Source organism: Gordonia bronchialis DSM 43247 (assembly GCF_000024785.1).
GTDB lineage: Bacteria > Actinomycetota > Actinomycetes > Mycobacteriales > Mycobacteriaceae > Gordonia > Gordonia bronchialis.
This window is the reverse complement of the sequence record NC_013441.1, coordinates 2,311,131-2,334,892: the sequence shown is the minus strand read 5'-3', so window position 1 is coordinate 2,334,892 and position 23,762 is coordinate 2,311,131. Positions and strand designations below refer to the sequence as shown.

The window sequence follows — 23,762 nt, the reverse complement described above, 5'->3', positions numbered from 1 at the left end:
ATTTCTCCTCCGTTGTGCGGCTGGTGGTCTCGGGGTCCGGCTTTTCACGTCTGCACGCTATCGAGCGCCTCTGACAATTCCGGTATCCGATCGTGTGTGCGCCCTCACGGGGCGGCGTTGTCTTGGACGCGGCGGCGTCGTTTCTGGTTCCCTATGGCATCCAGCATGGGTGAACAGATGTTCGATGGCAAGTGTGACACGCCGCGTGTCGCCAGTCGCGTCGGCTCGGATTCGGTCCGGTCCCGGACTCAGATCGCCGGACTCGGATAGGTCCCCGATTCGCCGGTGGTCACCAACGTTCGCGCGGGACGTCGAAGTCCCGGCAGATGGCCACCCACACATCCCGCGGATCGATCCCGTCGTCGATGGCCTGGGCTCCGGTGCGCCCGCCGAAGTCGGTCAGCACGTGGTCGACGAGGATCGAATCCGCCGCCGAGACCCCGAATTCCGCGGTCATCAGCTCGGAGAACTCGGTCAGTCGCACGATCCCACCTTACGTACCCGGCGTCCGGGCCGATTCCGGTGCACCACGCGTCGAGCCACCGCCACCGGATCGACGACATCGTGTGCCGAATCGGCGACCCGACGCGCGGCAGCACGGTATCGGCGGGCGGTCAGAATCGTGCGTACCGCCTCCCGGATCGAGTCGGGCGTCACCGGTCGGACCACCGTGCCCGCACCGGTCCGGGCCACCCGGTTGGCCAGCTCCCACTGATCGCCGCCGCCGGGCACGGTCACCACCGGCACCCCGGCGACGAGCGCCTTCGCGAGCATGCCGTGCCCAGCACCGCAGATCGCGAGGTCGGCGTGGGTGAGGATCTCGTCCTGCCGACCGAGGCCCGCGATCAGCGACGCGCCGAGGCCGGCGGCCTCGACATCGGGCCGGTCCAACGCCGAGATCACCACGCGCACAGTACAACCCATCTTCTCCGGAGCCAGGGCCGCCAGCGCCGAGGACACCATGTCGGCGGCACCGGTCACCGCGGTCGACGGTGCGATGACGATCAGCGGTCCCGTTCCGTCCGGCCGGTCGAACACCTCGTCGGTGGGTTCCCACAACAGTGGACCGATCAGATGCGTCGCGACCGGCCAGTCCGGCCGATACACCTCCAGTCCGGGCAGCGTCGCCACGAATCGTGCGTCCGGCGTCGACCCCGGTCCCGGCAGGTGCAACGTCGCGCGCGCCGCCGCACGCTGACGTTCACCCGCGCGGACCGAGGTGGCGCTGAGCGCGCGCATCACGGCATCTCGGCAGCGTCCACGGAGACCGGTTCCGACGGCCAGTCCGGAACCGATGGGCGGCAACCCGCGGGACGGCTGATACAGCGGGTGCGGCGACAACTCGATCCACGGCAGCGCACAGAGCTCGGCCGCCCAGCCACCGGCCACGGTGATCACGTCCGAGATCACCAGATCGTGATGGGCGGCGGCGATCACCGGCGCGAGAGCACGAGCCATGCGCGCCGCGCGTACGGAGAGCTTCTGCCCCGCGTCCGCGTCGTCGTCGGTGTCGACCGCGACCAGTTCCGGCAGTTCGGCGATCTCTATTCCCCGACGCCGCGCGGCAGCAGACCAGCGCAGACCGGTGTACACGGTTGGTTCATCGCCGGCGGCGATGAACCGCTCGGCCAACGCGAAGGCCGGAAAGGCATGTCCCGCATCCGAACCCGCGACGATGGCGACCCGCATGCGGCGGGAATCAGCTACCCGGCTGCGGGGGCTCGGTGTTCGGTGCTGCAGTCGGCGGCGCCGGCTGCTTGACCGGCGGGGCCACGGCGCCGGTGGCACCCGCGGACGGCAGTGCCTCCCCGCGCATACTCGCCCGGATCTGTTCGAGCCGGGAATGACCCGCCATCTGGATACCGGCCTGCTCGACTTCCGCCATCCGACCCTGCACCGAGTTCTGCGCCAGTTCGGCCGAGCCGAGCGCATTGGCGTAGCGACGTTCGATCTTTTCGCGGACCTGATCGAGATTGGGCGTGTTCCCGGGCACCGAGAGCTCACTCATCTGATTGAGCGAGGCGCTGACCTGCTCCTGCATCTTGGCCTGCTCGAGCTGGCTGAGCAGCTTGGACCGCTCCGCGAGCTTCTGCTGCAGCACGAGCGCATTGCGTTCGACGGCCTTCTTCGCCTGCGCGGCCGCCTGCAACGACTGGTCGTGCAGCGCCTTGAGATCCTCGACGCTCTGCTCGGCGGTGACCAGCTGAGCGGCGAAAGCCTCGGCGGCATTGGTGTATTCGGTGGCCTTCTGGGTGTCACCGGCAGCAGCGGCCTGATCGGCGAGCGTCAGTGCCTGACGCGTGTTGGCCTGGAGCTTCTCGATCTCCTCGAGCTGGCGGTTCAGCTTCATCTCCAGCTGCCGCTGATTGCCGATCACCGACGCGGCCTGCTGGCTCAGTGCCTGATGCTGGCGCTGCGCATCCTCGATGGCCTGCTGGATCTGGATCTTCGGGTCCGCGTTCTCATCGATCTTCGCGTTACCGAGGGCCATCAGGTAGCGCCACATCTTCACGAACGGGTTCGCCATGCTCGTCGTCACTCCATTCAGCGGTTGAAAGCTTTGCACACCAATCTAGGGCATACGTGGTGGCCGTGGTGACGACCGTCATCCACTCGACCGGGCCACGATGTGAGCGATCACGGTCGGCGGACGACCACCGTGAACGGCAACCGCGGCACCGACGCGTCAGGCCGCCGCGAGTGCGGTGGCGTCGCGACGTTCCGCCGGCGCCGGGATGACCACCTTGGTCGACAGGCCGGCCTCGGCCTCGGCCGGGGTGTCGAAACCGGTTCCGCTCAGTTCCACCGGTCGCATGGCGTTACCGGCGTCGAGGAGGAGATCGGCGATCTCCACGTCGAGTGCGTCGCAGATGGCCGCGAGCAGTTCGCTCGACGCCTCCTTCTGGCCACGTTCGACCTCCGAGAGGTAGCCGAGGCTGACGCGGGCATCGGTGGAGACCTCACGCAGCGTGCGGCCCTGATCTGTGCGCACACGACGCAGGCTGTCGCCGAGCGCCTCGCGCAGAAGCATCGCCATCGAGACTCCTCTCCGTTCCTCCGTGCCGTTCCCCGGACCGACCTCCATCGGCCACCCGTGATCGCGACCGACAGCACTCTTGATCAACAACGCGTCGACGGCCCGATCCGTTCCCCCACCGAGACGGAGTGCATCCGGATACCGCGGTCGGCCGATCCGTTTGCACGACAGTAGTCGAAGATCAGCGACCACGCCGCACAGCCCGGCGACGTGTCATGCCTCCGAGGTACGCCGATCACGTTCCCGCAGGGAGACCCCGTTCTCGGCCGGTGACGTATCACGCGGATCATCGGCACCGGACGTGCTCGTCTGTCCCTCGGCCGGCGTGCCGTCATCGGCCCCGCCGTCGCGCGCCTTGATCGCCTGCCACGTGTAGTCGACACCGGTGACCACGGTGATGACGAGTGCAAGCGCCATGATGACGCCCGCGGCCACCTGCCATCCACCGTCGAGCGGCAACAGGTAGAGACCGATCGACACGGCTTGCAGCAAGGTCTTCAGTTTGCCGCCGCGACTCGCCGGGATGACGCGATGGCGAAGCACCCAGAATCGGAGTGCGGTCACCCAGATCTCCCGGGCCAGGATCACCGCGGTCACCCACCACGGCAGGATCTCGAGGATCGACAATCCGATCAGGGCGGCACCGATGAGCGCCTTGTCGGCGATCGGGTCGGCCATCTTGCCGAAGTCGGTGATGAGGCCGCGCGCACGAGCCACGTATCCGTCATAGCGGTCGGTCAGCGCCGCGACCGCGAAGATCGCCGCAGCGGTTATCCGCCATGCCGTGCTCTCGCCGTCGTCGACGAAGAGCGCCACCAGAAACACCGGGACGAGCATGATCCGGAAGACGGTCAGCGCATTCGCGATGTTGACCACCGGGACCGGATTCACCGGGTCGGTGATGTGATCGGGGCCCCGTCCGGCATTCGCGATGCCGTTCTCGTTGACCGCTCGTCTCATCCGATCGGTCATGAGCGCGCCCGCCCAGTCGCCGAGAGGTCATTGGTCCGCACCTGCCCAGGGTATCGGCCCGTCCCACCGGCTCTGACGACGAGGTCGTTCGGGACACCGGTGGCACCTGCTGCGCCCACGCGGCCGGGAGAGGGCAAGATGTGCATATGCCCGGTGACACCGTCTCGATCCGCCGCGCCCGGACCTCCGACGTTCCGCGGATCAAGGAACTCATCGACCAGTACGCCGGACGCATCCTGCTCGAGAAGAACCTGGTCACGCTCTACGAGTCGGTGCAGGAGTTCTGGGTCGCCGATCTCGACGGAGCGGTGGTGGGATGCGGCGCCCTGCACGTGCTGTGGGCCGATCTCGGTGAGGTCCGCACCGTCGCCGTGGACAACGCCCACGCCGGCCGCGGGATCGGACATCAGTTGGTGCGACGCCTGATGGATGTGGCCCGCGAGTTGCAATTGTCGCGCGTCTTCGTGCTGACCTTCGAGACGGCGTTCTTCGCCCGGCACGGTTTCACCGAGATCGAGGGCACCCCGGTGACCCGCGAGGTCTTCGAGGAGATGTGCCGGTCCTACGACACCGGTGTCGCCGAGTTCCTCGACCTCAGCTACGTCAAGCCGAACACTCTCGGCAACACCCGCATGCTGGCCTACCTCGACCAGACCTGACCACCGACAAACGCGAGTCCCTGCCGAACAAAGGAGCAGACCATGGCGATCTTCGCCGTCCACTACACCTACCGGCCCGAGAAGGCGGAGCTCCGCGATCAGCATCGAAAGCTGCACCGCGAGTGGCTCGGTGAAGAACACTCCGCAGGCAACGTGCTGCTCGCCGGCCCCTATCCGGATGGTTCCGGTGCCCTGATCCTCGTCCGCGCCGACGACCTCGACGGCGCCGAGGCATTCCTGGCCAACGACCCGTTCAACGCACACCGGGCCGTCGACGCCGTCGAGGTGAAGGAGTGGACCAACATCTTCGGTCCGTTCGGCGACTAGACCGGCCTACTCCGCCGGCTTCTCCGACCCCGACTCCTCCGACCCTGACTTCTCCGACCCTGACTTCTCCGAAGCGGCCTTCTCGGCGTCCGACTTCTTGGAGCTGAGCAGGCTGGCCACGGTCGTGATCACCAACGTGCCGATGATGACCCCGAGCGACAGCGGCGTACTGATCTCGGGCACGCTCACGTGCTCACCGCCGTTGATGAACGGCAGGGTGTTCTCGTGTAGTGCGTGCAGAACCAGCTTCACACCGATGAACGCGAGGATGAACGAGAGCCCGAAGGACAGGTAGACCAGCCGGTCGAGTAGTCCACTGAGCAAGAAGAACAGCTGGCGCAGACCCATCAGCGCAAAGGCGTTGGCAGTGAACACCAGGTACGGCTCCTGCGTGAGCCCGTAGATCGCCGGGATCGAGTCCAGCGCGAACAGGACGTCGGTGAACCCGATGACGATCAGCACCATCAGCATCGGCGTGGCCAAGCGCTTGCCGTTGACCTTGGTGAACAAGCGGTCGCCGTCGTACTGATCGTGACTGCGCAGGTAGCGCTTGACGAATCGTTCGAGTCGCGACTCACGCTCTTCCTCGTGGGTGACCGGGTCGTCGCTCTCCCGCAGCAGTTTGACGGCGGTGAAGATCAGGAATGCGCCGAACAGATAGAACACCCAGCTGTAGGCGTTGATCGCGGCAGCGCCGACGGCGATGAACGCACCGCGCATCACCAGCGCCATCACGATGCCCAGCAGCAACACCTTCTGCTGGTACTCCCGCGGCACCGCGAATTTCGCCATGATGATGACGAAGACGAACAGGTTGTCCACCGAGAGCGCTTTCTCGGTGACGTAGCCGGCGAAGTATTCACCGCCGTAAGTGCCGCCCCATTGCCACCACACGAACCCGCCGAAGATCAGCGCGATGGTGATGTAGACGGCCGACCAGGCGCCCGATTCCTTGAGCGAGGGTGCGTGCGGCACACGCACGTGGGCAAAGAAGTCGAAGACGAATAGACCCAGGATCACCAGGCAGGTGATGATCCAGATGGTCGGTGAGACATGCATGAGTGCGATCTACCTCCAGCGCGCAACACAAATGGTGCGATGCCAGAGGTCTCTCCCGTCCGGTGAGCCGACGCAAGCGTCAGCGGGCTGGACCGGCGTTCCGGGCCGTGTGTGCCAGACGATGATCTGCATCGTATGACCGCTCGACCGTATTGACGGAAACACCGCGAGGTCGGGGATACTCCCCTCTTCGATCTCGACCAGAGTAACCCATGAACACCGATTCGGACATACCCGGCACTCGCCGCAGCCGTATCAGTCCGGCGAGTCGCCCGCTTGGTCGTCGCCGCCACCGGTGATCGAGGCGATCACCCCGGCGAGATCCTCCGGCTTCACCAGAACCTCACGCGCCTTGGAACCCTCGCTGGGTCCGACGACGCCTCGGGTCTCCATCAGGTCCATCAGGCGGCCGGCCTTTGCGAAGCCGACGCGCAGCTTGCGTTGCAGCATCGACGTCGAGCCGAACTGGCTGGACACCACGAGTTCGATGGCCTGCAGCAGGTCATCGAGATCGCCGCCGATGTCGCCGTCGATCTCCTTCTTGTCGCCGGCCTTCGCGGTGGTGACTCCTTCGGTGTACTCGGGATCGGCCTGCTCCCGGCTGAAGTCGACCACCGCGGTGATCTCCTCGTCGGTGATGTAGGCGCCCTGCATACGGATGGGCTTGTTGGCACCCATCGGCAGGAACAGTCCGTCACCCATGCCGATGAGCTTCTCCGCACCGGGCTGATCGAGGATGACCCGGGAGTCGGTCAGCGACGACGTCGCGAACGCCAGCCGCGAGGGCACGTTCGTCTTGATCAGACCGGTGACGACATCCACCGACGGGCGCTGGGTCGCGAGCACCAGATGGATACCGGCGGCACGCGCCTTCTGGGTGATCCGCACGATCGCGTCCTCGACGTCGCGGGGTGCGGTCATCATCAGGTCGGCCAGCTCGTCGACGATGGCCAGGATGTAGGGATACGGCTTGTAGACCCGCTCCGAGCCCAGCGGTGTGGTGATCTCGCCCGACCGCACCTTGGTGTTGAAGTCGTCGATGTGCCGGACCCGCGACGCCTTCATGTCCTGGTAGCGCTGCTCCATCTCCTCCACGAGCCAGGCGAGTGCGGCCGCGGCCTTCTTCGGCTGTGTGATGATCGGTGTGATGAGATGCGGGATGCCCTCATACGGGGTCAGTTCCACCATCTTCGGGTCGATCAGGATCATCCGGACCTGATCGGGGGTGGCGCGGGTGAGCAGCGACACCAGCATCGAGTTGACGAAGCTGGATTTGCCCGAACCGGTCGATCCGGCCACCAGCAGGTGCGGCATCTTGGCCAGGTTGGCGCTGACGAAGTCGCCCTCGATGTCCTTGCCGAGGCCGATCACCAACGGATGCTTGTCTTTTCGGGTCGACGACGCGTTGAGCACGTCGGCCAACCGGACCATTTCCCGATCGGAGTTCGGCACCTCGATGCCGACCGCGGACTTACCCGGGATCGGCGCGAGCAGCCGCACGTTGTCGGTGGCGACCGCGTAGGCGATGTTGCGCTGCAGCGCGGTGATCTTCTCGACCTTGACGCCGGGCCCCAGCTCGACCTCGTAGCGGGTGACCGTCGGACCACGCGTGTAGCCGGTGACCGCGGCGTCGATCTTGAACTGTTCGAGTACGCCGGTGATGCGGTCGATCATGTCGTCGTTGGACCGGCTGCCCTGCTTGGGCGGGTCACCGTCGAGCAGCAGCGACGACGGTGGCAATCGATAGTCGCCCTCGGCCTCGGGTACGGCCGGTTGCGGCTCGGGTTCGGCGCTGGCACGCGGCTTCGACGGTGACCGCGGGGTACGAGGCGTTCGGCGCGCGGGCGTGCTCCGGCCCGCACCGGTGTCGGAGTCGTCGACGATCGGATCGGTCGGTGCCGACGCGGCCGGTCCACCGGCGAGCTGTTCGGTTGTCGCGTCGCCCATCTGACCGAAGAGGTCCTCGGTGAGTGCATCGCCCGCGGCCGACGACGGGGCTGCCGGACGTCGCGAGGACGACCGGCGGCGGGACGCCGGCACATCGGGCGGATAGTTCTCATAGGGGTCGCTTGACCGTGCCCGGTCACGCACCTCTCCGGCGGTGAGCGGGGTACGGGGAGCATCTGCCCACCGCGGGTCGTCGTAATCGTCGTCGGGGTCGGCGGAGTAGTCGTTTTCGGGAAAGTCGTCATCAGCCGGATCGGCGTCCCAGGCCCGATCACCGCCGGGCCCGACGCCGAGACCCAGGTAGCCCGCGACCCCGTCGACGACCTCACGAACAGTTCGGCCACTCAAGATCAGAACACCGAAAGCCGTGCACAGCAACAGAATCGGAACCGACACCCACGGCGAGACCCCGTTTGTCAGCGGTGTCCCCATCGCAAAGCCGAGGAACCCGGCAGCGTGCGAACGGCCGGGCAGGTCCACCGGCGCACCGGCGATGAGATGTATGAGCCCCAGTACCGGCAACACCACGAGGAGTCCGCCGCCGATATAGCGCGCGCGGCTCTCCGGCGCCGGCGGCCGACGCATCAGCATGATGGCAAGAGCGACGAGCGCCACCGGGGTCACGACCGCGAGCGATCCGATCACGGCTCGGACCAGGGCGTCGACGAAGGCTCCGACCGGTCCGGCCGCGCCGAACCAGACACTGGCACCCACCACCAGGGCGAAGGCCAACAGGCCCAGGGCGACTCCGTCGCGCCGATGCGAATGGCCTGCCGGGCGCCCGCGATCGGCGCCTTGCCGGGCTACCCGACGCGCTGCCGGTTCGGCATCGTCGCCGGCCGTACCGGCGTCGGCGAAGTCTGAGTCGTATTCGGCGTCGTCAAAGTCGTCGTAGTCGTCGTCGAAGACGTCCTCCTCGTCGAGGCGGGCTGAGATCTCGCCGGCCCGGCCGGCCCTGCCCTCGACGCGCGGACCGCGTCCGACGCCCGATCCGGCGCGTGCGGCACTGCCGACCCCCTTGGCCAGCAACGACCATCCCGCGCCGATGCCCTTGCCCACCGCGGCCGCACCGGAGGCGGCGATCGAACGGCGGTGCAGATCGGCGGATTCGGCGACAGCACCTCGATTCGCCTGGGTGCGGGCGCTCTGGGGACGGCTCTGCCGGCCACGACCAGACGACGTACCCCGCTGCGCGGTCGTGCGCGCCGATCCCGCCGACGAACGCTTGGACGTACTCGCCGAACCACCCCGACCGGACTTCGCGCCCGACGTCTTCCCCCGGGACGTGCCGGCGGAACCGGTCGTCCTGCCACGCGACGCGGACGCGCGTGAACCCGTGCTCGCTCTCGAAGCCATGAGGACAGCCTAGTATCCGACGGTCCCCTCAGTCACATGAGCAACACCGGTACCACGATCGTGTATCGAATTCGTGACATCCGCGAGGAGCCGCTGGCGCTCCGACGAGCCCGAAGCCCGCTCGGGTCAGAGACCGCGGTCGGAACCGCGGACCGCGGCCACCGCATCCGGGTCGCCGGCGAACTGCAGATCCACCGGGTCGCGACCGAAGGCGAAGAGCACCAGCTCGCCAGGGGTGCCCGTGATAGTGACCGGTGGTCCCTCACCCGCGGTGAGGAGGTCCTCTCCGGCGTCGGTACGCAGGGTCACGGTCGCCGGCGTCTTCTTCAGCGCCATCTTGCCGACCGAGCGGACCGAGGTCTTCAGTTCGGCCTGGAGCCGGTCGGAGAGCTTTCGGGGCACCCATGGTCCGTCGGGATCCGCTCCCCCGCGCAGCACGTCCTCGTGGTGGACGTACATCTCGGCCAGGTTGACCCACTTGTCGACCAGCTTGAACGGTGAGTACAGCGGCGGTCCGTCGGCGAGCTGGCCGAGTAACTCGTCCCAGTCCTTCTCGGCGGCCGCACGACGCACCTTCTCGGTGTGGCCGGCGAACTGCTTGATCAGGATCCCCGGACCGGTGTCGGGTCGACGCTCACGGACCACCAGATGCGCGAGCAGGTCTCGGGTCGTCCAGCCCTCGCACAGGGTGGGCGCATCGGGACCGACCGAGCGGAACGTCTCGACCAGGGCTGCTCGTTCATCTTGGGCGCAAGTCACCCTGCCAGCCTATCGCCGCGAAGGAACGCCTGCGGGTTCATGTCCCAGCCGTGAGGTCAACCGTTCACCGCGAGAACCGTCGGCACGATCATCGGCCGGCGTCGATACGTGTCGGCCACCCAGCGACCGACGGCACGGCGGATCGTCTGTGCGATGCGATGGGTATCGGTGACGCCTTCGGCGGCAAGCGCGTCGAGGGTCTGGTTCACCAGTTCGGCCGCTTCCTTCAGAGCACCCGGATCGTCGGAGAATCCGCGACCAGACACCTCGGGAGTGCTCACCGCCTTGCCGGTTGCGGTGTTCACCGCGACGGTGATCGCGATGAATCCGCCCTCGCCGAGCACGAGACGTTCGGACAGCGTCGACTCACCCACATCACCGACGGAGAGCCCGTCGACGTACACGTGACCCACGGGCACCCGACCCACGATCTCGGCGCGCCCGTCGACCAGGTCGACCACCACGCCGTCCTCGGCGAGGACCACCCGGTCCTCGGGCACCCCGGTCGCGACGGCCAGGGCCGCGTTGGCCCGAAGGTGACGCCATTCGCCGTGCACGGGCATCGCATTGGACGGCCGGACCGCGTTGTAGAGATAGAGCAGTTCGCCGGCCGAGGCATGACCCGACACGTGCACCTTGGCGCTCTGCTGGGTGATGACCGTGGCCCCCAGCTTCGCCAACCCGTTGACCACGGCGAACACCGAGTTCTCGTTGCCAGGGATCAGCGAGGATGCGAGCACCACCAGGTCGGCCGGACGGATGTTGATCTGACGGTGCTCACCGCGGGCCATCCGCGACAGCGCCGAGAGCGGTTCGCCCTGAGAGCCGGTGGAGATGAGCACCACCCGGTGATCGGGCAGGGTGGCGGCGGTGTCCATGTCGACCTCGACGCCGTCGGGTACGTGCAGGTACCCGAGGTCCTGGGCGATCTGCATGTTGCGCACCATCGACCGCCCGACGAACGTGATCCGGCGGTTGTGGGTGTGCGCGACGTCGATGATCTGCTGGATACGGTGCACGTGGCTGGCAAAGGACGCGACGATGACCCGTCCGCGCGCCTTGCCGATGACCTGATCGAGCACGCCGCCGATCTGTCGTTCGGGGGTGACGAAGCCGGGCACCTCGGCGTTGGTGGAGTCCACCAGGAACAGGTCCACGCCCTCGTCGCCCAGTCTGCTGAAACCGGCGAGGTCGGTCAGCCGGCCGTCGAGGGGCAGCTGGTCGAGTTTGATGTCACCGGTGTGCAGCGCGAGACCGGCGGGTGTGCGGATCGCGACCGCGATCGCATCCGGGATCGAGTGGTTGACGGCGAAGTACTCACAGTCGAACGGTCCGTGCGTCGTGCGTTCGCCCTCGCGGACCTCCACGAGCCGGGGACGCAGCCGGTGTTCGCGGCATTTGGCTTCGACCAGCGCGAGCGTGAACTTCGATCCGACCACCGGGATGTCCCCGCGCAGCCGCAGCAGAAACGGGATCGCGCCGATGTGGTCCTCGTGGCCGTGGGTGAGGACCACGGCGTCGACGTCGTCCATCCGGTCCTCGATATAGCGGAAGTCCGGCAGGATCAGGTCGACGCCGGGCTGGGCGTCCTCGGGGAACAGGACACCGCAGTCGACGATGAGCAGTCGGCCGTCGTATTCGAAGACGGTCATGTTGCGGCCGATCTCGCCGATCCCGCCGAGAGCCACCACCCGCAGCGCGCCCCGCGGCAACCGACGGGGCGTGCCCAGCCGCTGGGCCGCGGGATCCGCCGCTCGCGCGACGGCCGGCCGGGACTCCCCGCGCTCGTGTCGTCCCTTGCGCCGTCCCGACTTTGCCGGACTGCTCTGATCCTGTTGCTTCACAGCGTGTTTCGGAGTCGCGTCACCTCGACGTCCGGAGCCGCCGGACGGGGTGGACGCCTCTGGGGTGGACACCTCTGGCGTGGTATCCGCGGCCGGGGCGGCGGGCGGTGTCTCGGGCGCGGGTTCCGGCGGCCCGGCCTTGCGGCTCGCGGCGCGTCGACGGACAGGCGGCTGACGATCGGGGCCGGCCATCAGGACAGCAGCCCCGCGGCGCGGAGGTCCACGATCAGCTCTTCGATCTGCGGGCCGCTCGCGGGGACCTGCGGCAGGCGGGGGTCACCGACCTCGAAACCGAGAATGCGCAGCGACGCCTTCACCATCGTCACCCCACCGAGCCGGCCCATCGCATTGACCAGCGGCAACATCGAGGTGTTGAGTTGCCGGGCCGTCTTGAGGTCACCCTTTTCGACCGCGATCTGCATATCCCGCATCCGGTCCGCGACGAGATGCCCGATGACGCTGACGAATCCGGTGGCACCGACCGCCAGCCACGGCAGATTGAGGGCGTCCTCGCCGGACAGGTACTCCAGGTCGGTGCTCGCGATGATCCCGGCCGCGGAGTGCAGATCACCCTTGGCATCCTTGACACCCTTGATCCGCGGATGTTCGGCGAGCGCGAGCATCGTGTCGTTGGCGATCGGCACCACCGAGCGTGGCGGGATGTCATAGAGGAGGACGGGCAGTTCGGTGGCGTCGGCGATGGTCCGGAAGTGCGCGAGCAGACCGGCCTGGGGCGGCTTCGAGTAGTACGGCGTCACGACGAGAAGCCCATGCGCACCGACCTTTTCGGATTCGATGGCGAACCGGACGCTCTCGGCGGTGTCGTAACTACCGGCCCCCTGGGTGATCCGCGCCCGGTCGCCGACGGCGTCGAGGGCGACGCGCAGCAGGTCGAGTTTCTCGCGCACCGTGGTGGTGGGTGACTCACCGGTGGTGCCGGACACGACGAGACCGTCGCATCCCTTCGCGACGAGGTGCTCGGCGAGCTCGGCGGCCTTGTCGAAGTCGACTGCGCCATCGGGCGTGAACGGGGTCACCATCGCCACCGCATTGGTCCCGAAGGGATGCGAGTGCAGTTGTTCTTCGACTGCGTTCATGGTGCTCAGGCTACCGCCTCCGACCTCGTAATCCCGCATCGGCCGTCACCACGTCAGAGGGGTGTCGCCCACCGCACCCGCCGTCCGGGAATCGGGTGATCGGCGCAGGTGAGCCGCTCAGCCCTCGAGGACGAACGGCGACGTCGCGACCTCGGTACCGTCGGCCAGCGTGCCGATCTCGAAATCGCCGAACACCGTCGGCGCCACCCGCATCAGCTGGCGCAGGCACTCGACCGCGAGCTGCCGGATCTCCACGTCGGCGTGCTCGGTGGCCCGCATCCCCACGAAGTGCCGCCAGGCCCGGTAGTTGCCGGTGACGACGATCTTGGTCTCGGTGGCATTCGGCAGGACCGAGCGCGCCGCCTGCCGTGCCTGTTTGCGACGCAGGATCGCGTTCGGTACGTCCGCGAACTTCGCCTCGAGCGCGGCGAGCAGTTCGGTGTAGGCCGCGCGGCTCGCGTCGGTGGCCGCGGTGAACATCGCCTCGAGCTCGGGATCTCCGACGATCGCCGGCGGCGCCACGACGTTGGAGTCGTGTTCGGGCACAAATCGCTGGGACAGCTGGGAGTAGGAGAAATGCCGGTGCCGGATCAGTTCGTGCGTGCACGAGCGGGAGATGCCGCTGATGTAGAAGGTGACCGATGCGTGTTCCAGCAGTGATAGGTGTCCCACCTCGAGGATGTGCCGGAGGTACCCCGCGTTGGTCGCGGTGCGGGGGTTGGGCTTGTCCCAGCTCTGATAGCAGGCACGACCGGCGAACTCCACCAGCGCCTCACCGCCGTCCGCGTCGGTGCTCCACGGCACGTCGGCGGGTGGCGTGAACTGGGTCATGGCCACCATCTGCACCTTCAGTGGCACCAGTTCCGACACGTCGACTCCTCCGTTTCGCATCCCACCCGTGATTTCTCCGGCAACGATTGTCCCCCACCGAGACGAGGGAGTCGTGCTCAGGGTGACTCTGCGTGTGGCCGTGGGTGAACGCGGGGGTGGGCGCCGGGTGCTCACCCGCGTTCGGCGACCAGGACGCGATGAAACGGTGTCTGCGCGACCGTGCGACAGGAAGCGAAGCCGGCGCCGGTCACGATCTCGGCGATCCGGGCGGGCCCCGCCTGCGTGCCGATGGCCGTGCCGACCGGCTGTGACAACGAGGCCGGGGTGCACAGCAGGGTGGAGAACCCGTAGTAGGCGCGACCCACCGGGGTGAGGTTGTCCTCCACGCGGTCACCGGCCATCGGTTCCACGATCATCCAGTGGCCACCGGCGACGAGCATCTCGTGGACGCGGGCCGCGGCACCATCGGGGTCACCCATGTCGTGCAGGGCGTCGAAGGTGGTGACGAGCTCGCAGCGATGTGTCGAATCCTCGCTCGCGGAGGCGATCTCGAAGTCGACCCGGTCCGCGACGCCGGCGTCGATCGCCCTGCGCCGGGCCAGGGCTATGGACTCGGGGTGAGAGTCCACTCCGATGAAGGTGGAGGCCGGGTGGCCACCGGCCATCAGGATCGTCGACGAGCCGTGGCCGCATCCGATGTCCACCACGCGGATACCCGCCGTCATTGCGTCGGCGACTCCGGCCGCCGGCAGCCACTCCCCGACCAGATGGGCCGCGTACGACGGTGTGAAGAACCGCTCACAGCCGAGGTGGACATCCGCGTTGCGCTCATGCCACCCGAGCCCGCCGCGGTTCCGGACGGCCTCGACGACGCGAGCGGAATCGGCGACGGTACCCAACGCGATCTGATAGAGCCCGCCGACGAACGCCGGACTCGACTCGTCGGTCAGCGCCACCGCATGCTCGGGTGGCAGCGTGTACCGGCCGGTGGCGGGCGCGTAGTCGACAAAGCCGCCTGCTGCCTGCGCGTTGAGCCATTCACGCGCGTACGGCAGCCCAGTCGCCGTCGATTCCGCCAGTTGCGCGGCGGTGACCGGACCACCGGTCATGGCCCGGTAGTAGCCGAGTTTGTCCCCCAGGACCACCAGCGCGGTGTTCAAGGTGGCGCCGACCTCGTCGACCGCCCGGAAGACGAAGGACATCAACGCGTCCTCCGACGTGCGGGTCTGCTCCGGTTCTTCCGAGTCGGCGATGGAGTCGGCGGCGATTGTGCGGTGCTGGGCGGTCATCGGCCGGCCTTTCGTTGCAGGTACGGGATTCAACGATCACGCGTCCGGCACATCAGTCACAAGACAGACGACTACAATTCGATAAGTGGAACTTATGCGGTCGGTCGTGTCGATCCGCGTCCTCGTCGCCCTCGACGGTGCCGAGTCGTTCTCCGCTGCGGCCGCCGCCCTCGGCATCACTCAGTCGGCGGTCAGTCAGCACGTCGCGACGCTCGAACGTCACGTCGGGCTCGAATTGGTCACCCGCGGTTCACGTCCGGTCGAGTTGACGCGGGCCGGCCGGGTCCTCGCCGAACACGGCGCCGCGGTTGCCGACCGCCTGTCCGAGGCACAGCGCGACCTCGACGCCCTGGCCGGACGTCACCACCGCCACCTGCGCGTCGGCGGATTCCCCACGGCGCTGGCCACTTTCGTCCCGCGAGCAATCCGGCAGGTCGCCGCAGCCGTCCCCGATGCGCGGATCGACATCGTCGACGACCATCTGCAGGGATTGCTGCCCCGGCTACTCGAGCGTCGCCTGGACGTGTGTCTGGTCTTCGACGACCCGAGTGCGCCCACACTGCCTGGCGCCGATCGCGGCATCGAGCTGACCACACTGTTCACCGACAGCTACCGTCTCCTGGTGCCCGGCGGGCATCGGTTGGCCAAACGCGCCGCGGCTCCCCGACTCACCGAGTTGGCCGACGAACGCTGGGTGGGCGGGACTCCCTCGAGCACGTGGTTCTCGATCACCCGTACCGCCTGTCGCGCAGTGGGTTTCGAGCCGAATGTGGCACTCACCTCCGATGACTACCTGGCCGTGCAGTCCTTTGTCGCGGCGGGACTCGGGATCGCCGTCGTGCCCGGACTGGTCGCGGCGCGGCGCATACCCGGCGTCGTCGCACGCGAACTCTCCGGTGGCGCCCCGGCCCGTGTCGTCGGCGTCGCGCGGCCGATGAGCGCCTTTCGGCCCCACGCCTCCGACGCAATGATCGAGGCGTTGCGGGCCGCGACGGTCAGGTTCGGCACCGACCGCCGGACCTGACCGCGAGACCGGTCCGGCTCACTGCACCACACCCGGCAGGACATGGTGGGCAAGCAGTTCGAGCTGTTCGACCTCGTCGGCGATCGGCCAGAAATGCATGCGCCGGCAGCCCTGCGCCGCGTAGGCCCCGACGAGTCGGGTGCACTCGGCGGGGCTGCCCACACACACCCGTCCCCGCAAGGCGTCGGGCGCACGGCCGAGGGCCGGTGCCAGCACGTCGGCCAGTATTCGACGGGTCGTCTCCGGCCGGTCGCTGACGTAGGTCCACATCGTCACGACCGCATGTCCGAACCCGCCCGGGTCCGCGCCACGCCGCCGCAGCGCCGCCTCGAGTCGTGTACGCGCCAAGCCGAATTCGTCCGGTGACGTGTGATATGCCGAGGCCAGCCAGCCCTCACCGTGAGCGGCCACCCGCCGCAACCCGGCCTCCGACCCCCACGACGCCGGCCAGAGCTGCACATGCGGAACGTCGGTGAGCACCGCAGTCGGCTGGTCGGCGGGGGCGTAGAAGCGCAACCCGGCCGGCACTCCGTCACCGCCCAACAACGAGCGCAGAACCTGGAGGGTCTCGTCGTACCGTTGCCATCGACGCGACCAGTCGAGGCCGGCCAGTCCATGGTCGGCAGCCGACGAGCCGGGACCGACCCCGGCCACGACACGACCTTTTGACATTGCCGCGAGCGCCGTGATCGACGAGGCGAAGGCGACCGGCCCACGCAGAGCGGGCAGCGCGACCGTGGTCATCAATTCCAGCGGGCCGGCACGCTCCGCGATGGACGCGAGCAGCATGAGCCCGTCGACCCACTGCGTCGAGAAGGTGAAATGGTCGTTGGCACTGACCGCGACGAACCCGAGATCACCCGCGGCGTCGACGACGTCGCGTGCCCGAGCCGGCAACTCGGTGGCCGGGCCCGCGAACGGGACCTGCGGAAGGTGAACCGCGGCCTGCATCCCTCAACCGGACGTGGCCGCCACGCGGACGTCGACTCGCTCGTCGTAGAAGCAGATCAGGTCGCGCACCGGCAGGGCGTCGAGAAGCGGGTCGGTGTAGGTCCAGGCCACGTCCTCGATCACGCGGTCGCCGATGACCGCCGACCAGTACTGCGCATGGCCCTTGTAGGCGCACGTGGTGATGGTCTCGCTGGGTACCAGCAGGTCCAGGCGTACATCCGCGCGCGGCACGTAATGGCGTGGCGGAAGGAAGGTTTCGAGCAGAAGCGTCGGCGAGGTGGTGTCCGCCAGGACGACGCCGCCCGCCGTCACGATGACGTGACGGCTCGTGGTCAGGCAGTCGATCCGCTTGAACGGATCGTGCGGATGGCCGACGACCACCTGTTCCTCTTCGGTCCATTCGTCGAAGGCGGCCCAGTCCAGGATGACGTGGTCGGCGAGATCCGGGTCGTCGGGGGTGAATCCGGCACCGGGTAGCTCGCCGGCGGCGGTGCGAATTCCCCATACCCGTCCGGGGCAGGTGTGGATCGCGAAATCGTCCTCCGGAGTGAGGATCGCGGGCGATTCGGTCACCGCATCGATGTGCTGTCCGCCGACCAGGACCTCCGCGATGTCGTCGGTGGGCAGGGCATACTGGCCGACCACACGGTGGGGCTCCCACACCTGCCGGACGCGCGTGGAGTCGACCAGTGTGCGGCCGCCCACCGAGCCGCGGACCCGGCGGCGCATGTCCGACCATCGAAGGTCGCCGAGAGTCGACATCGAGAATGTGTCCATCGCGATGGCCATAGGTCTCATCGTCCTCCTCGACCGCACCGCACACACGTGGTTCGGCGGACTCCCCCGAGGCAGGCAAGCCCCCGGTGAAGGCTTGGCGACGGGACGGTAAAGTCCCAGGCGCCACCGAAGACGTGACGCAGCACACGCTCGCCGGGGGCGTCGTGATGGCGCATCATGAGCGCGCAGTTCTTCCAGCCCACCGATCATCGAATCGGTGACAGACATCGTTCGGGGGTCAGCATTCCGGGACACACACCCGACGCCGGAGAGCGTCCGGGGACACACATCTCGTCATCCACCACCCGACGGACCTTTCTGCGGTCCGGGATGGTGGCCGGTGGCGCGGTCGCGCTCGGTCACGTCGCGACCGCGACCGCCGCGCCGAGGCCGAGCCGTGTCTTCGCACACGGCGTCGCGTCCGGCGACCCGCTCCCCGACCGCGTGATCCTGTGGACTCGGATCACCCCGACGGACTCGGCGACGCCGGGCTCGGGTGTCGGCCCGGCGACCGAGGTGGCCTGGGAGGTCGCCACCGACACCGGGTTCGCCGCACCGGTGGCCGCCGGGCGTCACATCACGACCGCCGACGCCGACTTCACGGTCAAGGTCGACGCCACCGGACTGTCGCCGGATTCGGTGTACCACTACCGTTTCCGGGTCACCTCGGGACCGGCGGCGGGAGCGGTGTCGCCGATCGGACGCACCCGTACCGCACCCGCGTCCGGTGCCGACGTCGGCAAGGTCAGGTTCGGGGTGGTGTCGTGCGCCAACTGGGAAGCCGGATACTTCGGCGCCTACCGTCACCTCGCGGCACAGCCCGACCTCACCGCGATCGTGCACCTCGGCGATTACCTCTACGAGTACGAAGCCGGCGGGTACACCGGCAAGACCGGACCGGTACGGACTCACCGCCCGCGCAACGAGATCATCACCCTGCGCGACTACCGGATTCGGCACGCCCAGTACAAGACCGACCCCGATCTGGCCCGGCTTCATCGGGCGCATCCGTGGATCTGCACCTGGGACGATCACGAATCGGCGAATGACGCATGGTCGGGCGGCGCGGAGAATCATCAACCGGACGAAGGCTCGTGGGTCACCCGCAAGGCGGCATCCGAACGCGCCTACTACGAGTGGATGCCGGTGCGGCCGGGTGTCGACGCCAACGGCCGGCACCTGTACCGCCGCCTGCGTTTCGGCCGGCTGCTGGAACTGTCGATGCTGGACCTGCGCACCTACCGCGACCGCCAGGTCTCCTCGACCTCGCGCGCCATCGACGACCCGGCCCGCACCATCACCGGTGCGGCCCAGATGAACTGGCTCACCCACGGCCTCGTCAGCTCGGAGACCCGCTGGCGCATCGTCGGCAACCCGGTGATGATCACGCCGGTGGTGATCCCGCCGTTGGATCCGCGGACCACCGCTGCCCTCACCGAGTTGCTGGGCGTTCCCACGCGGGGTGTGCCCTACAACCCCGACCAGTGGGACGGCTACACCGCCGACCGGCGCCGGCTGCTCGACGCGGTGCGTCGCAACAACATCGACAACGTCGTGTTCATCACCGGCGACATCCACTCGTCCTGGGCGTGTGACATCCCCGCCGAGGTGGCGTCCTATCCCGGAAGTGGCTCGCTGGCAACCGAACTCGTCGTCACGTCGGTCACCTCGAGCAACATCGACGACATCCTGAAGGTGCCCGCGAACACTCTCGGCGCCGCTGTCCCGCCGGCGATCATGACCGCGAATCATCACGTGCGCTGGAACGAGTTCGACTCCCACGGGTATGCCGTACTGACGGTCACCCCCGCCGCCACCCAGATGGATTGGTACTTCGTCGACGAGAAGGCCGACCCGAAGACCGGGCAGCGTCACGCGCGTTCGTTCCGGGTGCCGAGCGGCTCGCAACGCGTCCAACCGGTCAGTCGGCCGGTCGACTGACCGGTCGACCAAACCGAGGAGAAATCATGTCACTTCACCGTCTCATCCGTGCCGCGGCCGCCGTCACCACGGCGGTCACCCTGGCCACCGCTCCCGCGCTGGTGGCGTCCGCCACATCCGGGATCGCCACCGCCGCACCGGCTCCCGCCGGTCCCGTCGCGGTGGCCCTGGCGGGCACCGAGAACACGCGCACCTTCGAGGCGTACCGCACCGGCGACGGCCGGCTGGTCCGCGACCTGGTGCTCCGCAGCGACAATCTGTCCCGGCTGACGCCCGCCGACCAGCGGGCCCTGACACAGCGGCGACTCGCGACGATCATCGATCTGCGCACCGGCATCGAACGTGCGCTACAGCCCGACCGTCCCGTCCCCGGCGCACACACCGAGGTTTTCGACGTCCTCGGCGCCACACCGCCCTCGACACTCGTCGACCTGCCGAGCGCCTACCGCGCATTTGTCACCGACGCCAACGCCCGACGAGCTTTCCGCGACACGTTGCTGGAGATCAAGAACGTCGCCGCGACCGGTCGCTCGGTGCTGTTCCATTGCAGCGCGGGTAAGGATCGCACCGGCTGGACCGCGGCGATCCTGCTGACCATTCTGGGTGTCGACCGCACCGCCGTCGAGCGAGACTTCTTGGCCAGCAACACATTCCGGCACGCCAGCGCGAACGATCCGCTCAACGGGGTGAATATCGCCTGGCTGCGTACCGCCTTCGCCACCGCGAACAGCACCTACGGCAGCTTCGACAACTACGTGCACCGAGGGCTCGGACTGAGCATGAGCGACGTCGCCGCCCTGAAGAAGAACCTGCTGTCCACCGCCCCGCACACGACGTTCAGTGTGCTGCGCTGGGGCACCGAAGCCTGATCTCGTTCCGAACGCCGCCTCAGTTGTCGACGATTTCCGACAACTTGGCGAAGGTGTCCTCCCAGCCGTGGACCGCAATCGACGTGATGCCCAGCGCCTTGACCGGGTAGTCGTTGCCACCCTCGTCGAGTCGGTCACCGAAGAACAGGATGTCGTCGATGCCGAGGTCGAGGATGTGCATGAGTTTGTTGGCGCCGTAGGCCTTGTCGATGCCCTTCTTGGTGACGTCGACCGACGTGGACCCGCCGCTGCGGATCTCGAGGTCGGGCAATCGCTGGGCCGCGTACGCGCGCAGCGACTCCTTCTTGGCACCGTCGGGATCCCAGGCCGACTTGGCGTCGACCGGAGCCGACTGTCCCAGCGCGCTGAAAGTGATCTGACTGCCGCGATCCTCCAGGATCGGCCCCCAGGTCTGCGACTCCCAGAGCCCCAGCTCACGGGCCCCGGTCTCCAGTACGTCGAGGGTGCGCTTCTTCTCGTCGTCGCTGAGGTACTCCGCGTAGACGGTCTCCCACGCCTCACCCGACCAGCGGACGTACTGGGTGCCGCAGGTCGGCATGAGGTGCAGATTACCCATCGTCTCGAACACGCCGAGCCGGTCGAGGACCTGCGACTGGAACTGGCCGAAGCGACCGCCGGAGATGATGCATCCCAGCGTGTCGCCGAGCATGCGACGCAGCAGCGCCACCATGTTGTCGGCCAGGGGGCTCTTCGACGGCGCGAGTGTGTCGTCGAGATCGAACATGACCAGTCGATAGTCACGTCCCTGGTAGCTGACCGACATCCTTGTCCCCTTTCGCGAAGCACCCGCTTCCTCCGGTAGCCAGCATCCCATCCTCGACGTTGCGCGGAGGTCCCGGGTGACCGGGTCCACACGTGCCGCTCAGCGCAGCGTCGCCAGCGTCACATCGACGAGATCGACGGCGGCCGCGCTGTCGACCCTGGCCAGCGTCATGGCGGCCACAACGGCCCCGGTGATCGCGGTGGCGCGCGCGGAGACCTCGGGATCGGTGTCCGACGGGTAACGCGCTCGCACACCGCGGGTGATCGCGGCCAAGAGCTCGGCATGGTAGTCCGCGATGACGCGGCGGATGGTGTCGTCGGTGGCGAGCGTGCCCGAGGCCGTGCCGATCAGGAGGCATCCGGTCGGGGCGTCGGACCTCTCGAGGTGTTCGATCGCCGCCGACAGGCCCCGCAGATAGTCGGGCAGTGCGTCGCCGTCGACGTCGTCACCGCGCAGCGCACTCAGCCGCGGTCGCACCACGTTGTCGAGATAGTCGTTCACCGCGGCGTCGAACAATCCGCGCATGCTGCCGAAGGCGTGGTACAGGCTCGAGCGCGACAGCCCGGTCGCAGCCTCCACGTCGGACACCGATACTGCGTCGAAACCTCTGCTCCAGAACAGATTTCGGGACACGGCAATGACCTGCGCGGCGTCGAAACCCGGCCTGCGCCCCATGATGCACCTCACGTTCGGTTGTCTTGTGGCCACCACGATCATATATTGGACCGGTCGTTACACAATGATCGGAGAGCGATGTTTCTCATCACAGCCCTCGTCGCGTTCGTCGCCGTGGCCATTCACTGCTACATCTTCGTGCTCGAGGCGTTCTGGTGGTCGACCCCGCGGGGCCGCGCCGTCTTCGGCACCACGGAGACCGAGGCAGCACACACGCGGGCGCTCGCTTTCAACCAGGGCTTCTACAACCTGTTCCTGGCTGCGATCGCCGCGATCGGCGCCGTACTGCTGCTCGCCGACCGACATGCCGTCGGGGCCGCCCTCGTGTATGCCGGATGCGGCGCGATGGCCCTGGCCGGCATCGTCCTGATCAGCTCCGATCGCTCAAAGGCGCGCCCGGCGCTCGTGCAACTGACTCCCCCGCTGCTCGCGATCGCCGCACTCACCGTGGCCCTGGCCTGATAGCCGCGGCCGCCCTGAAAGCACCAGGCCGCACAGCACATCGACAGCTCTATCCGACAACCGACCGAAAGGTGGACACCGATGTCCGACGTCAGCACCCAGATTCAACTCGTCAATCGCCCGCACGGCTGGCCCACGCAGGACGACTTCCGCACCGTCGACGTCGAACTCGACCAACTCGCACCGGGACAGGTGCGGGTGGCCAACGAGTTCATCTCGGTCGATCCGTACATGCGGGGCCGGATGATCGACACCCGCAGCTACATCCCGCCGTTCGCGCTGGGTGCGACGATGACCGGCGGTGCGGTCGGCCGGGTCGTCACCTCCACCGTGGACGCCCTTCCGGTGGGCAGCCTGGTTCTGCACCAGTTCGGCTGGCGTGACATCGCCCAGGGCGAAGCGTCCGACTTTCGCCTCCTGCCCGAACCCCCGGAGGGCATGGCGTCATCGGTTTACCTGGGCATGCTCGGGATGACCGGTCTCACCGCCTATGTCGGCCTGCTGACCGTCGCCGCCATGCAACCCGGCGACACCGTCTTCGTGTCCGGCGCCGCCGGCGCCGTGGGCACTGCGGTCGGTCAGATCGCCCGACGCAAGGGCGCTTCGCGCGTCATCGGTTCGGCGGGCAGCGCCGAGAAGGTCGCACTGCTCACCGAGCGGTACGGCTTCGACGCCGCCTTCAATTACAAGGACGGTCCGGTGCGCACTCAGCTCCGCGACGCCGCACCCGACGGCATCGACGTCTACTTCGACAACGTGGGCGGCGATCACCTCGAAGCCGCCCTCGATTCCTTCAACGACGGCGGGCGGGCCACGCTGTGTGGCGCAATCGCCCAGTACAACAACACCTCTCGTACCCCCGGGCCGACCAACATGACCAACATCGTCACTCGCGGGCTCACCCTGACCGGCTTCACCGTCGGCAACTACCTCGATCAGACGGCGGAGTTCAACCGCGAGATGGGCGGATGGCTCACCGACGGAAGCGTCGTCCACGACGAGACCGTCGTCGACGGCGTGGAGAACGCGGTGGATGCGTTCCTCGGACTGATGCGCGGTGTCAATCGCGGCAAGATGGTCGTGCGCACGCAGAGGTGAGCCG

At 67.8% G+C, this 23,762-nt stretch carries 23 protein-coding genes; 7 read left to right on the top strand and 16 right to left on the bottom strand.

The features are described from left to right. Window positions 1-289: 289 nt before the first annotated feature. The 5 genes from GBRO_RS10925 to pgsA all read right to left on the bottom strand — a co-directional run bounded on the left by GBRO_RS10925 (window position 290) and on the right by pgsA (window position 4,009). Complete coding sequence (locus GBRO_RS10925; RefSeq protein ID WP_012834004.1) at window positions 290-484, bottom strand: DUF3046 domain-containing protein; 195 nt, start codon at window positions 482-484, stop codon at window positions 290-292. Next, entirely contained in the window at window positions 475-1,689 is a 1,215-nt protein-coding gene (locus GBRO_RS10920; protein ID WP_012834003.1) for a glycosyltransferase, read from the bottom strand. The genes GBRO_RS10925 and GBRO_RS10920 overlap by 10 nt, the downstream gene beginning before the upstream one ends. Window positions 1,690-1,699: 10 nt before the next feature. Continuing rightward, the gene (pspA, locus tag GBRO_RS10915; RefSeq protein ID WP_012834002.1) at window positions 1,700-2,527 is read right to left on the bottom strand and encodes a phage shock protein PspA; all 828 of its coding nucleotides are present in this window, start codon (window positions 2,525-2,527) and stop codon (window positions 1,700-1,702) included. A gap of 159 nt (window positions 2,528-2,686) precedes the next feature. Then, window positions 2,687-3,037 (bottom strand): helix-turn-helix domain-containing protein, encoded by a 351-nt coding sequence (locus tag GBRO_RS10910; protein WP_012834001.1) that lies wholly within the window; start codon window positions 3,035-3,037, stop codon window positions 2,687-2,689. 213 nt (window positions 3,038-3,250) lie between these two features. Continuing rightward, the gene (gene pgsA / locus GBRO_RS10905; protein WP_012834000.1) at window positions 3,251-4,009 is read right to left on the bottom strand and encodes a CDP-diacylglycerol--glycerol-3-phosphate 3-phosphatidyltransferase; all 759 of its coding nucleotides are present in this window, start codon (window positions 4,007-4,009) and stop codon (window positions 3,251-3,253) included. Window positions 4,010-4,155: 146 nt separating this feature from the next. Between pgsA and GBRO_RS10900 the strand changes: the two genes are divergently transcribed. Both GBRO_RS10900 and GBRO_RS10895 read left to right on the top strand, forming a co-directional pair. After that, the gene (locus GBRO_RS10900; RefSeq protein WP_041919854.1) at window positions 4,156-4,668 is read left to right on the top strand and encodes an amino-acid N-acetyltransferase; all 513 of its coding nucleotides are present in this window, start codon (window positions 4,156-4,158) and stop codon (window positions 4,666-4,668) included. 42 nt (window positions 4,669-4,710) lie between these two features. Continuing rightward, window positions 4,711-4,995, top strand: a complete 285-nt coding sequence (locus GBRO_RS10895) for a YciI family protein (RefSeq protein ID WP_012833998.1) — start codon at window positions 4,711-4,713, stop codon at window positions 4,993-4,995. Between the two features lie 6 nt (window positions 4,996-5,001). On the opposite strand, the gene GBRO_RS10890 is transcribed toward GBRO_RS10895, so the two are convergent. The 7 genes from GBRO_RS10890 to GBRO_RS10860 form a co-directional block, all read right to left on the bottom strand. Continuing rightward, on the bottom strand, window positions 5,002-6,054 hold the full coding sequence (locus tag GBRO_RS10890) for a TerC family protein (protein WP_012833997.1): 1,053 nt from the start codon (window positions 6,052-6,054) through the stop codon (window positions 5,002-5,004). Window positions 6,055-6,309: 255 nt separating this feature from the next. Beyond that, window positions 6,310-9,357: a DNA translocase FtsK 4TM domain-containing protein gene (locus GBRO_RS10885; protein ID WP_012833996.1), complete on the bottom strand. Its 3,048-nt coding sequence runs from the start codon at window positions 9,355-9,357 to the stop codon at window positions 6,310-6,312. Window positions 9,358-9,483: 126 nt separating this feature from the next. Next, entirely contained in the window at window positions 9,484-10,116 is a 633-nt protein-coding gene (locus GBRO_RS10880; protein ID WP_012833995.1) for a TIGR03085 family metal-binding protein, read from the bottom strand. Window positions 10,117-10,172: 56 nt separating this feature from the next. Continuing rightward, window positions 10,173-12,152 (bottom strand): ribonuclease J, encoded by a 1,980-nt coding sequence (locus GBRO_RS10875; RefSeq protein WP_083775573.1) that lies wholly within the window; start codon window positions 12,150-12,152, stop codon window positions 10,173-10,175. Continuing rightward, window positions 12,152-13,057 (bottom strand): 4-hydroxy-tetrahydrodipicolinate synthase, encoded by a 906-nt coding sequence (dapA, locus tag GBRO_RS10870; RefSeq protein ID WP_041920419.1) that lies wholly within the window; start codon window positions 13,055-13,057, stop codon window positions 12,152-12,154. The genes GBRO_RS10875 and dapA overlap by 1 nt, the downstream gene beginning before the upstream one ends. Window positions 13,058-13,174: 117 nt before the next feature. Next, window positions 13,175-13,927: an FAD-dependent thymidylate synthase gene (thyX, locus tag GBRO_RS10865; RefSeq protein ID WP_012833992.1), complete on the bottom strand. Its 753-nt coding sequence runs from the start codon at window positions 13,925-13,927 to the stop codon at window positions 13,175-13,177. 131 nt (window positions 13,928-14,058) lie between these two features. After that, entirely contained in the window at window positions 14,059-15,177 is a 1,119-nt protein-coding gene (locus tag GBRO_RS10860) for a class I SAM-dependent methyltransferase (RefSeq protein ID WP_115311689.1), read from the bottom strand. Window positions 15,178-15,271: 94 nt separating this feature from the next. Between GBRO_RS10860 and GBRO_RS10855 the strand changes: the two genes are divergently transcribed. Continuing rightward, entirely contained in the window at window positions 15,272-16,201 is a 930-nt protein-coding gene (locus tag GBRO_RS10855) for a LysR family transcriptional regulator (protein WP_012833990.1), read from the top strand. Between the two features lie 18 nt (window positions 16,202-16,219). Here the strand turns inward: GBRO_RS10855 and GBRO_RS10850 are convergent, their stop codons facing one another. Both GBRO_RS10850 and GBRO_RS10845 read right to left on the bottom strand, forming a co-directional pair. Beyond that, window positions 16,220-17,152: an LLM class flavin-dependent oxidoreductase gene (locus GBRO_RS10850; protein WP_012833989.1), complete on the bottom strand. Its 933-nt coding sequence runs from the start codon at window positions 17,150-17,152 to the stop codon at window positions 16,220-16,222. A gap of 3 nt (window positions 17,153-17,155) precedes the next feature. Further along, a complete protein-coding gene (locus GBRO_RS10845; protein ID WP_041919852.1) occupies window positions 17,156-17,941 on the bottom strand; it encodes a DUF427 domain-containing protein in 786 nt (261 codons plus the stop codon). 165 nt (window positions 17,942-18,106) lie between these two features. On the opposite strand from GBRO_RS10845, the gene GBRO_RS10840 reads away from it, so the two are divergent. Then, window positions 18,107-19,870 (top strand): alkaline phosphatase D family protein, encoded by a 1,764-nt coding sequence (locus GBRO_RS10840; RefSeq protein ID WP_012833987.1) that lies wholly within the window; start codon window positions 18,107-18,109, stop codon window positions 19,868-19,870. Window positions 19,871-19,896: 26 nt separating this feature from the next. Then, window positions 19,897-20,739 (top strand): tyrosine-protein phosphatase, encoded by an 843-nt coding sequence (locus tag GBRO_RS10835; RefSeq protein ID WP_012833986.1) that lies wholly within the window; start codon window positions 19,897-19,899, stop codon window positions 20,737-20,739. 19 nt (window positions 20,740-20,758) lie between these two features. On the opposite strand, the gene GBRO_RS10830 is transcribed toward GBRO_RS10835, so the two are convergent. Beyond that, entirely contained in the window at window positions 20,759-21,523 is a 765-nt protein-coding gene (locus GBRO_RS10830) for an HAD-IIB family hydrolase (RefSeq protein WP_012833985.1), read from the bottom strand. Window positions 21,524-21,622: 99 nt separating this feature from the next. Then, complete coding sequence (locus GBRO_RS10825; protein WP_012833984.1) at window positions 21,623-22,198, bottom strand: TetR/AcrR family transcriptional regulator; 576 nt, start codon at window positions 22,196-22,198, stop codon at window positions 21,623-21,625. A 78-nt stretch (window positions 22,199-22,276) separates the two neighbouring features. On the opposite strand from GBRO_RS10825, the gene GBRO_RS10820 reads away from it, so the two are divergent. Together GBRO_RS10820 and GBRO_RS10815 are read left to right on the top strand one after the other, a co-directional pair. Further along, complete coding sequence (locus GBRO_RS10820) at window positions 22,277-22,660, top strand: DUF1304 domain-containing protein (protein WP_012833983.1); 384 nt, start codon at window positions 22,277-22,279, stop codon at window positions 22,658-22,660. Between the two features lie 81 nt (window positions 22,661-22,741). After that, window positions 22,742-23,758 carry an NADP-dependent oxidoreductase gene (locus tag GBRO_RS10815; RefSeq protein ID WP_012833982.1) on the top strand — a complete coding sequence of 339 codons (1,017 nt, stop codon included), beginning with the start codon at window positions 22,742-22,744 and terminating at the stop codon, window positions 23,756-23,758. The last annotated feature ends 4 nt before the right edge of the window (window positions 23,759-23,762 follow it).

Bases quoted from the DNA above. Each gene is read 5' to 3' on its own strand.
- GBRO_RS10855 (WP_012833990.1), top strand. From the start codon at position 15,272: ATGCGGTCGGTCGTGTCGATCCGCGTCCTCGTCGCCCTCGACGGTGCC.
- GBRO_RS10900 (WP_041919854.1), top strand. From the start codon at position 4,156: ATGCCCGGTGACACCGTCTCGATCCGCCGCGCCCGGACCTCCGACGTT.
- GBRO_RS10850 (WP_012833989.1), bottom strand. From the start codon at position 17,152: ATGCAGGCCGCGGTTCACCTTCCGCAGGTCCCGTTCGCGGGCCCGGCC.
- GBRO_RS10845 (WP_041919852.1), bottom strand. From the start codon at position 17,941: ATGGCCATCGCGATGGACACATTCTCGATGTCGACTCTCGGCGACCTT.
- GBRO_RS10830 (WP_012833985.1), bottom strand. From the start codon at position 21,523: ATGTCGGTCAGCTACCAGGGACGTGACTATCGACTGGTCATGTTCGAT.
- GBRO_RS10815 (WP_012833982.1), top strand. From the start codon at position 22,742: ATGTCCGACGTCAGCACCCAGATTCAACTCGTCAATCGCCCGCACGGC.
- GBRO_RS10835 (WP_012833986.1), top strand. From the start codon at position 19,897: ATGTCACTTCACCGTCTCATCCGTGCCGCGGCCGCCGTCACCACGGCG.
- GBRO_RS10890 (WP_012833997.1), bottom strand. From the start codon at position 6,054: ATGCATGTCTCACCGACCATCTGGATCATCACCTGCCTGGTGATCCTG.
- GBRO_RS10885 (WP_012833996.1), bottom strand. From the start codon at position 9,357: ATGGCTTCGAGAGCGAGCACGGGTTCACGCGCGTCCGCGTCGCGTGGC.
- pgsA (WP_012834000.1), bottom strand. From the start codon at position 4,009: ATGACCGATCGGATGAGACGAGCGGTCAACGAGAACGGCATCGCGAAT.
- GBRO_RS10920 (WP_012834003.1), bottom strand. From the start codon at position 1,689: ATGCGGGTCGCCATCGTCGCGGGTTCGGATGCGGGACATGCCTTTCCG.
- GBRO_RS10875 (WP_083775573.1), bottom strand. From the start codon at position 12,152: ATGGCCGGCCCCGATCGTCAGCCGCCTGTCCGTCGACGCGCCGCGAGC.
- GBRO_RS10820 (WP_012833983.1), top strand. From the start codon at position 22,277: ATGTTTCTCATCACAGCCCTCGTCGCGTTCGTCGCCGTGGCCATTCAC.
- pspA (WP_012834002.1), bottom strand. From the start codon at position 2,527: ATGGCGAACCCGTTCGTGAAGATGTGGCGCTACCTGATGGCCCTCGGT.
- dapA (WP_041920419.1), bottom strand. From the start codon at position 13,057: ATGAACGCAGTCGAAGAACAACTGCACTCGCATCCCTTCGGGACCAAT.
- GBRO_RS10910 (WP_012834001.1), bottom strand. From the start codon at position 3,037: ATGGCGATGCTTCTGCGCGAGGCGCTCGGCGACAGCCTGCGTCGTGTG.
- GBRO_RS10840 (WP_012833987.1), top strand. From the start codon at position 18,107: ATGAGCGCGCAGTTCTTCCAGCCCACCGATCATCGAATCGGTGACAGA.
- GBRO_RS10860 (WP_115311689.1), bottom strand. From the start codon at position 15,177: ATGACCGCCCAGCACCGCACAATCGCCGCCGACTCCATCGCCGACTCG.
- GBRO_RS10895 (WP_012833998.1), top strand. From the start codon at position 4,711: ATGGCGATCTTCGCCGTCCACTACACCTACCGGCCCGAGAAGGCGGAG.
- GBRO_RS10825 (WP_012833984.1), bottom strand. From the start codon at position 22,198: ATGGGGCGCAGGCCGGGTTTCGACGCCGCGCAGGTCATTGCCGTGTCC.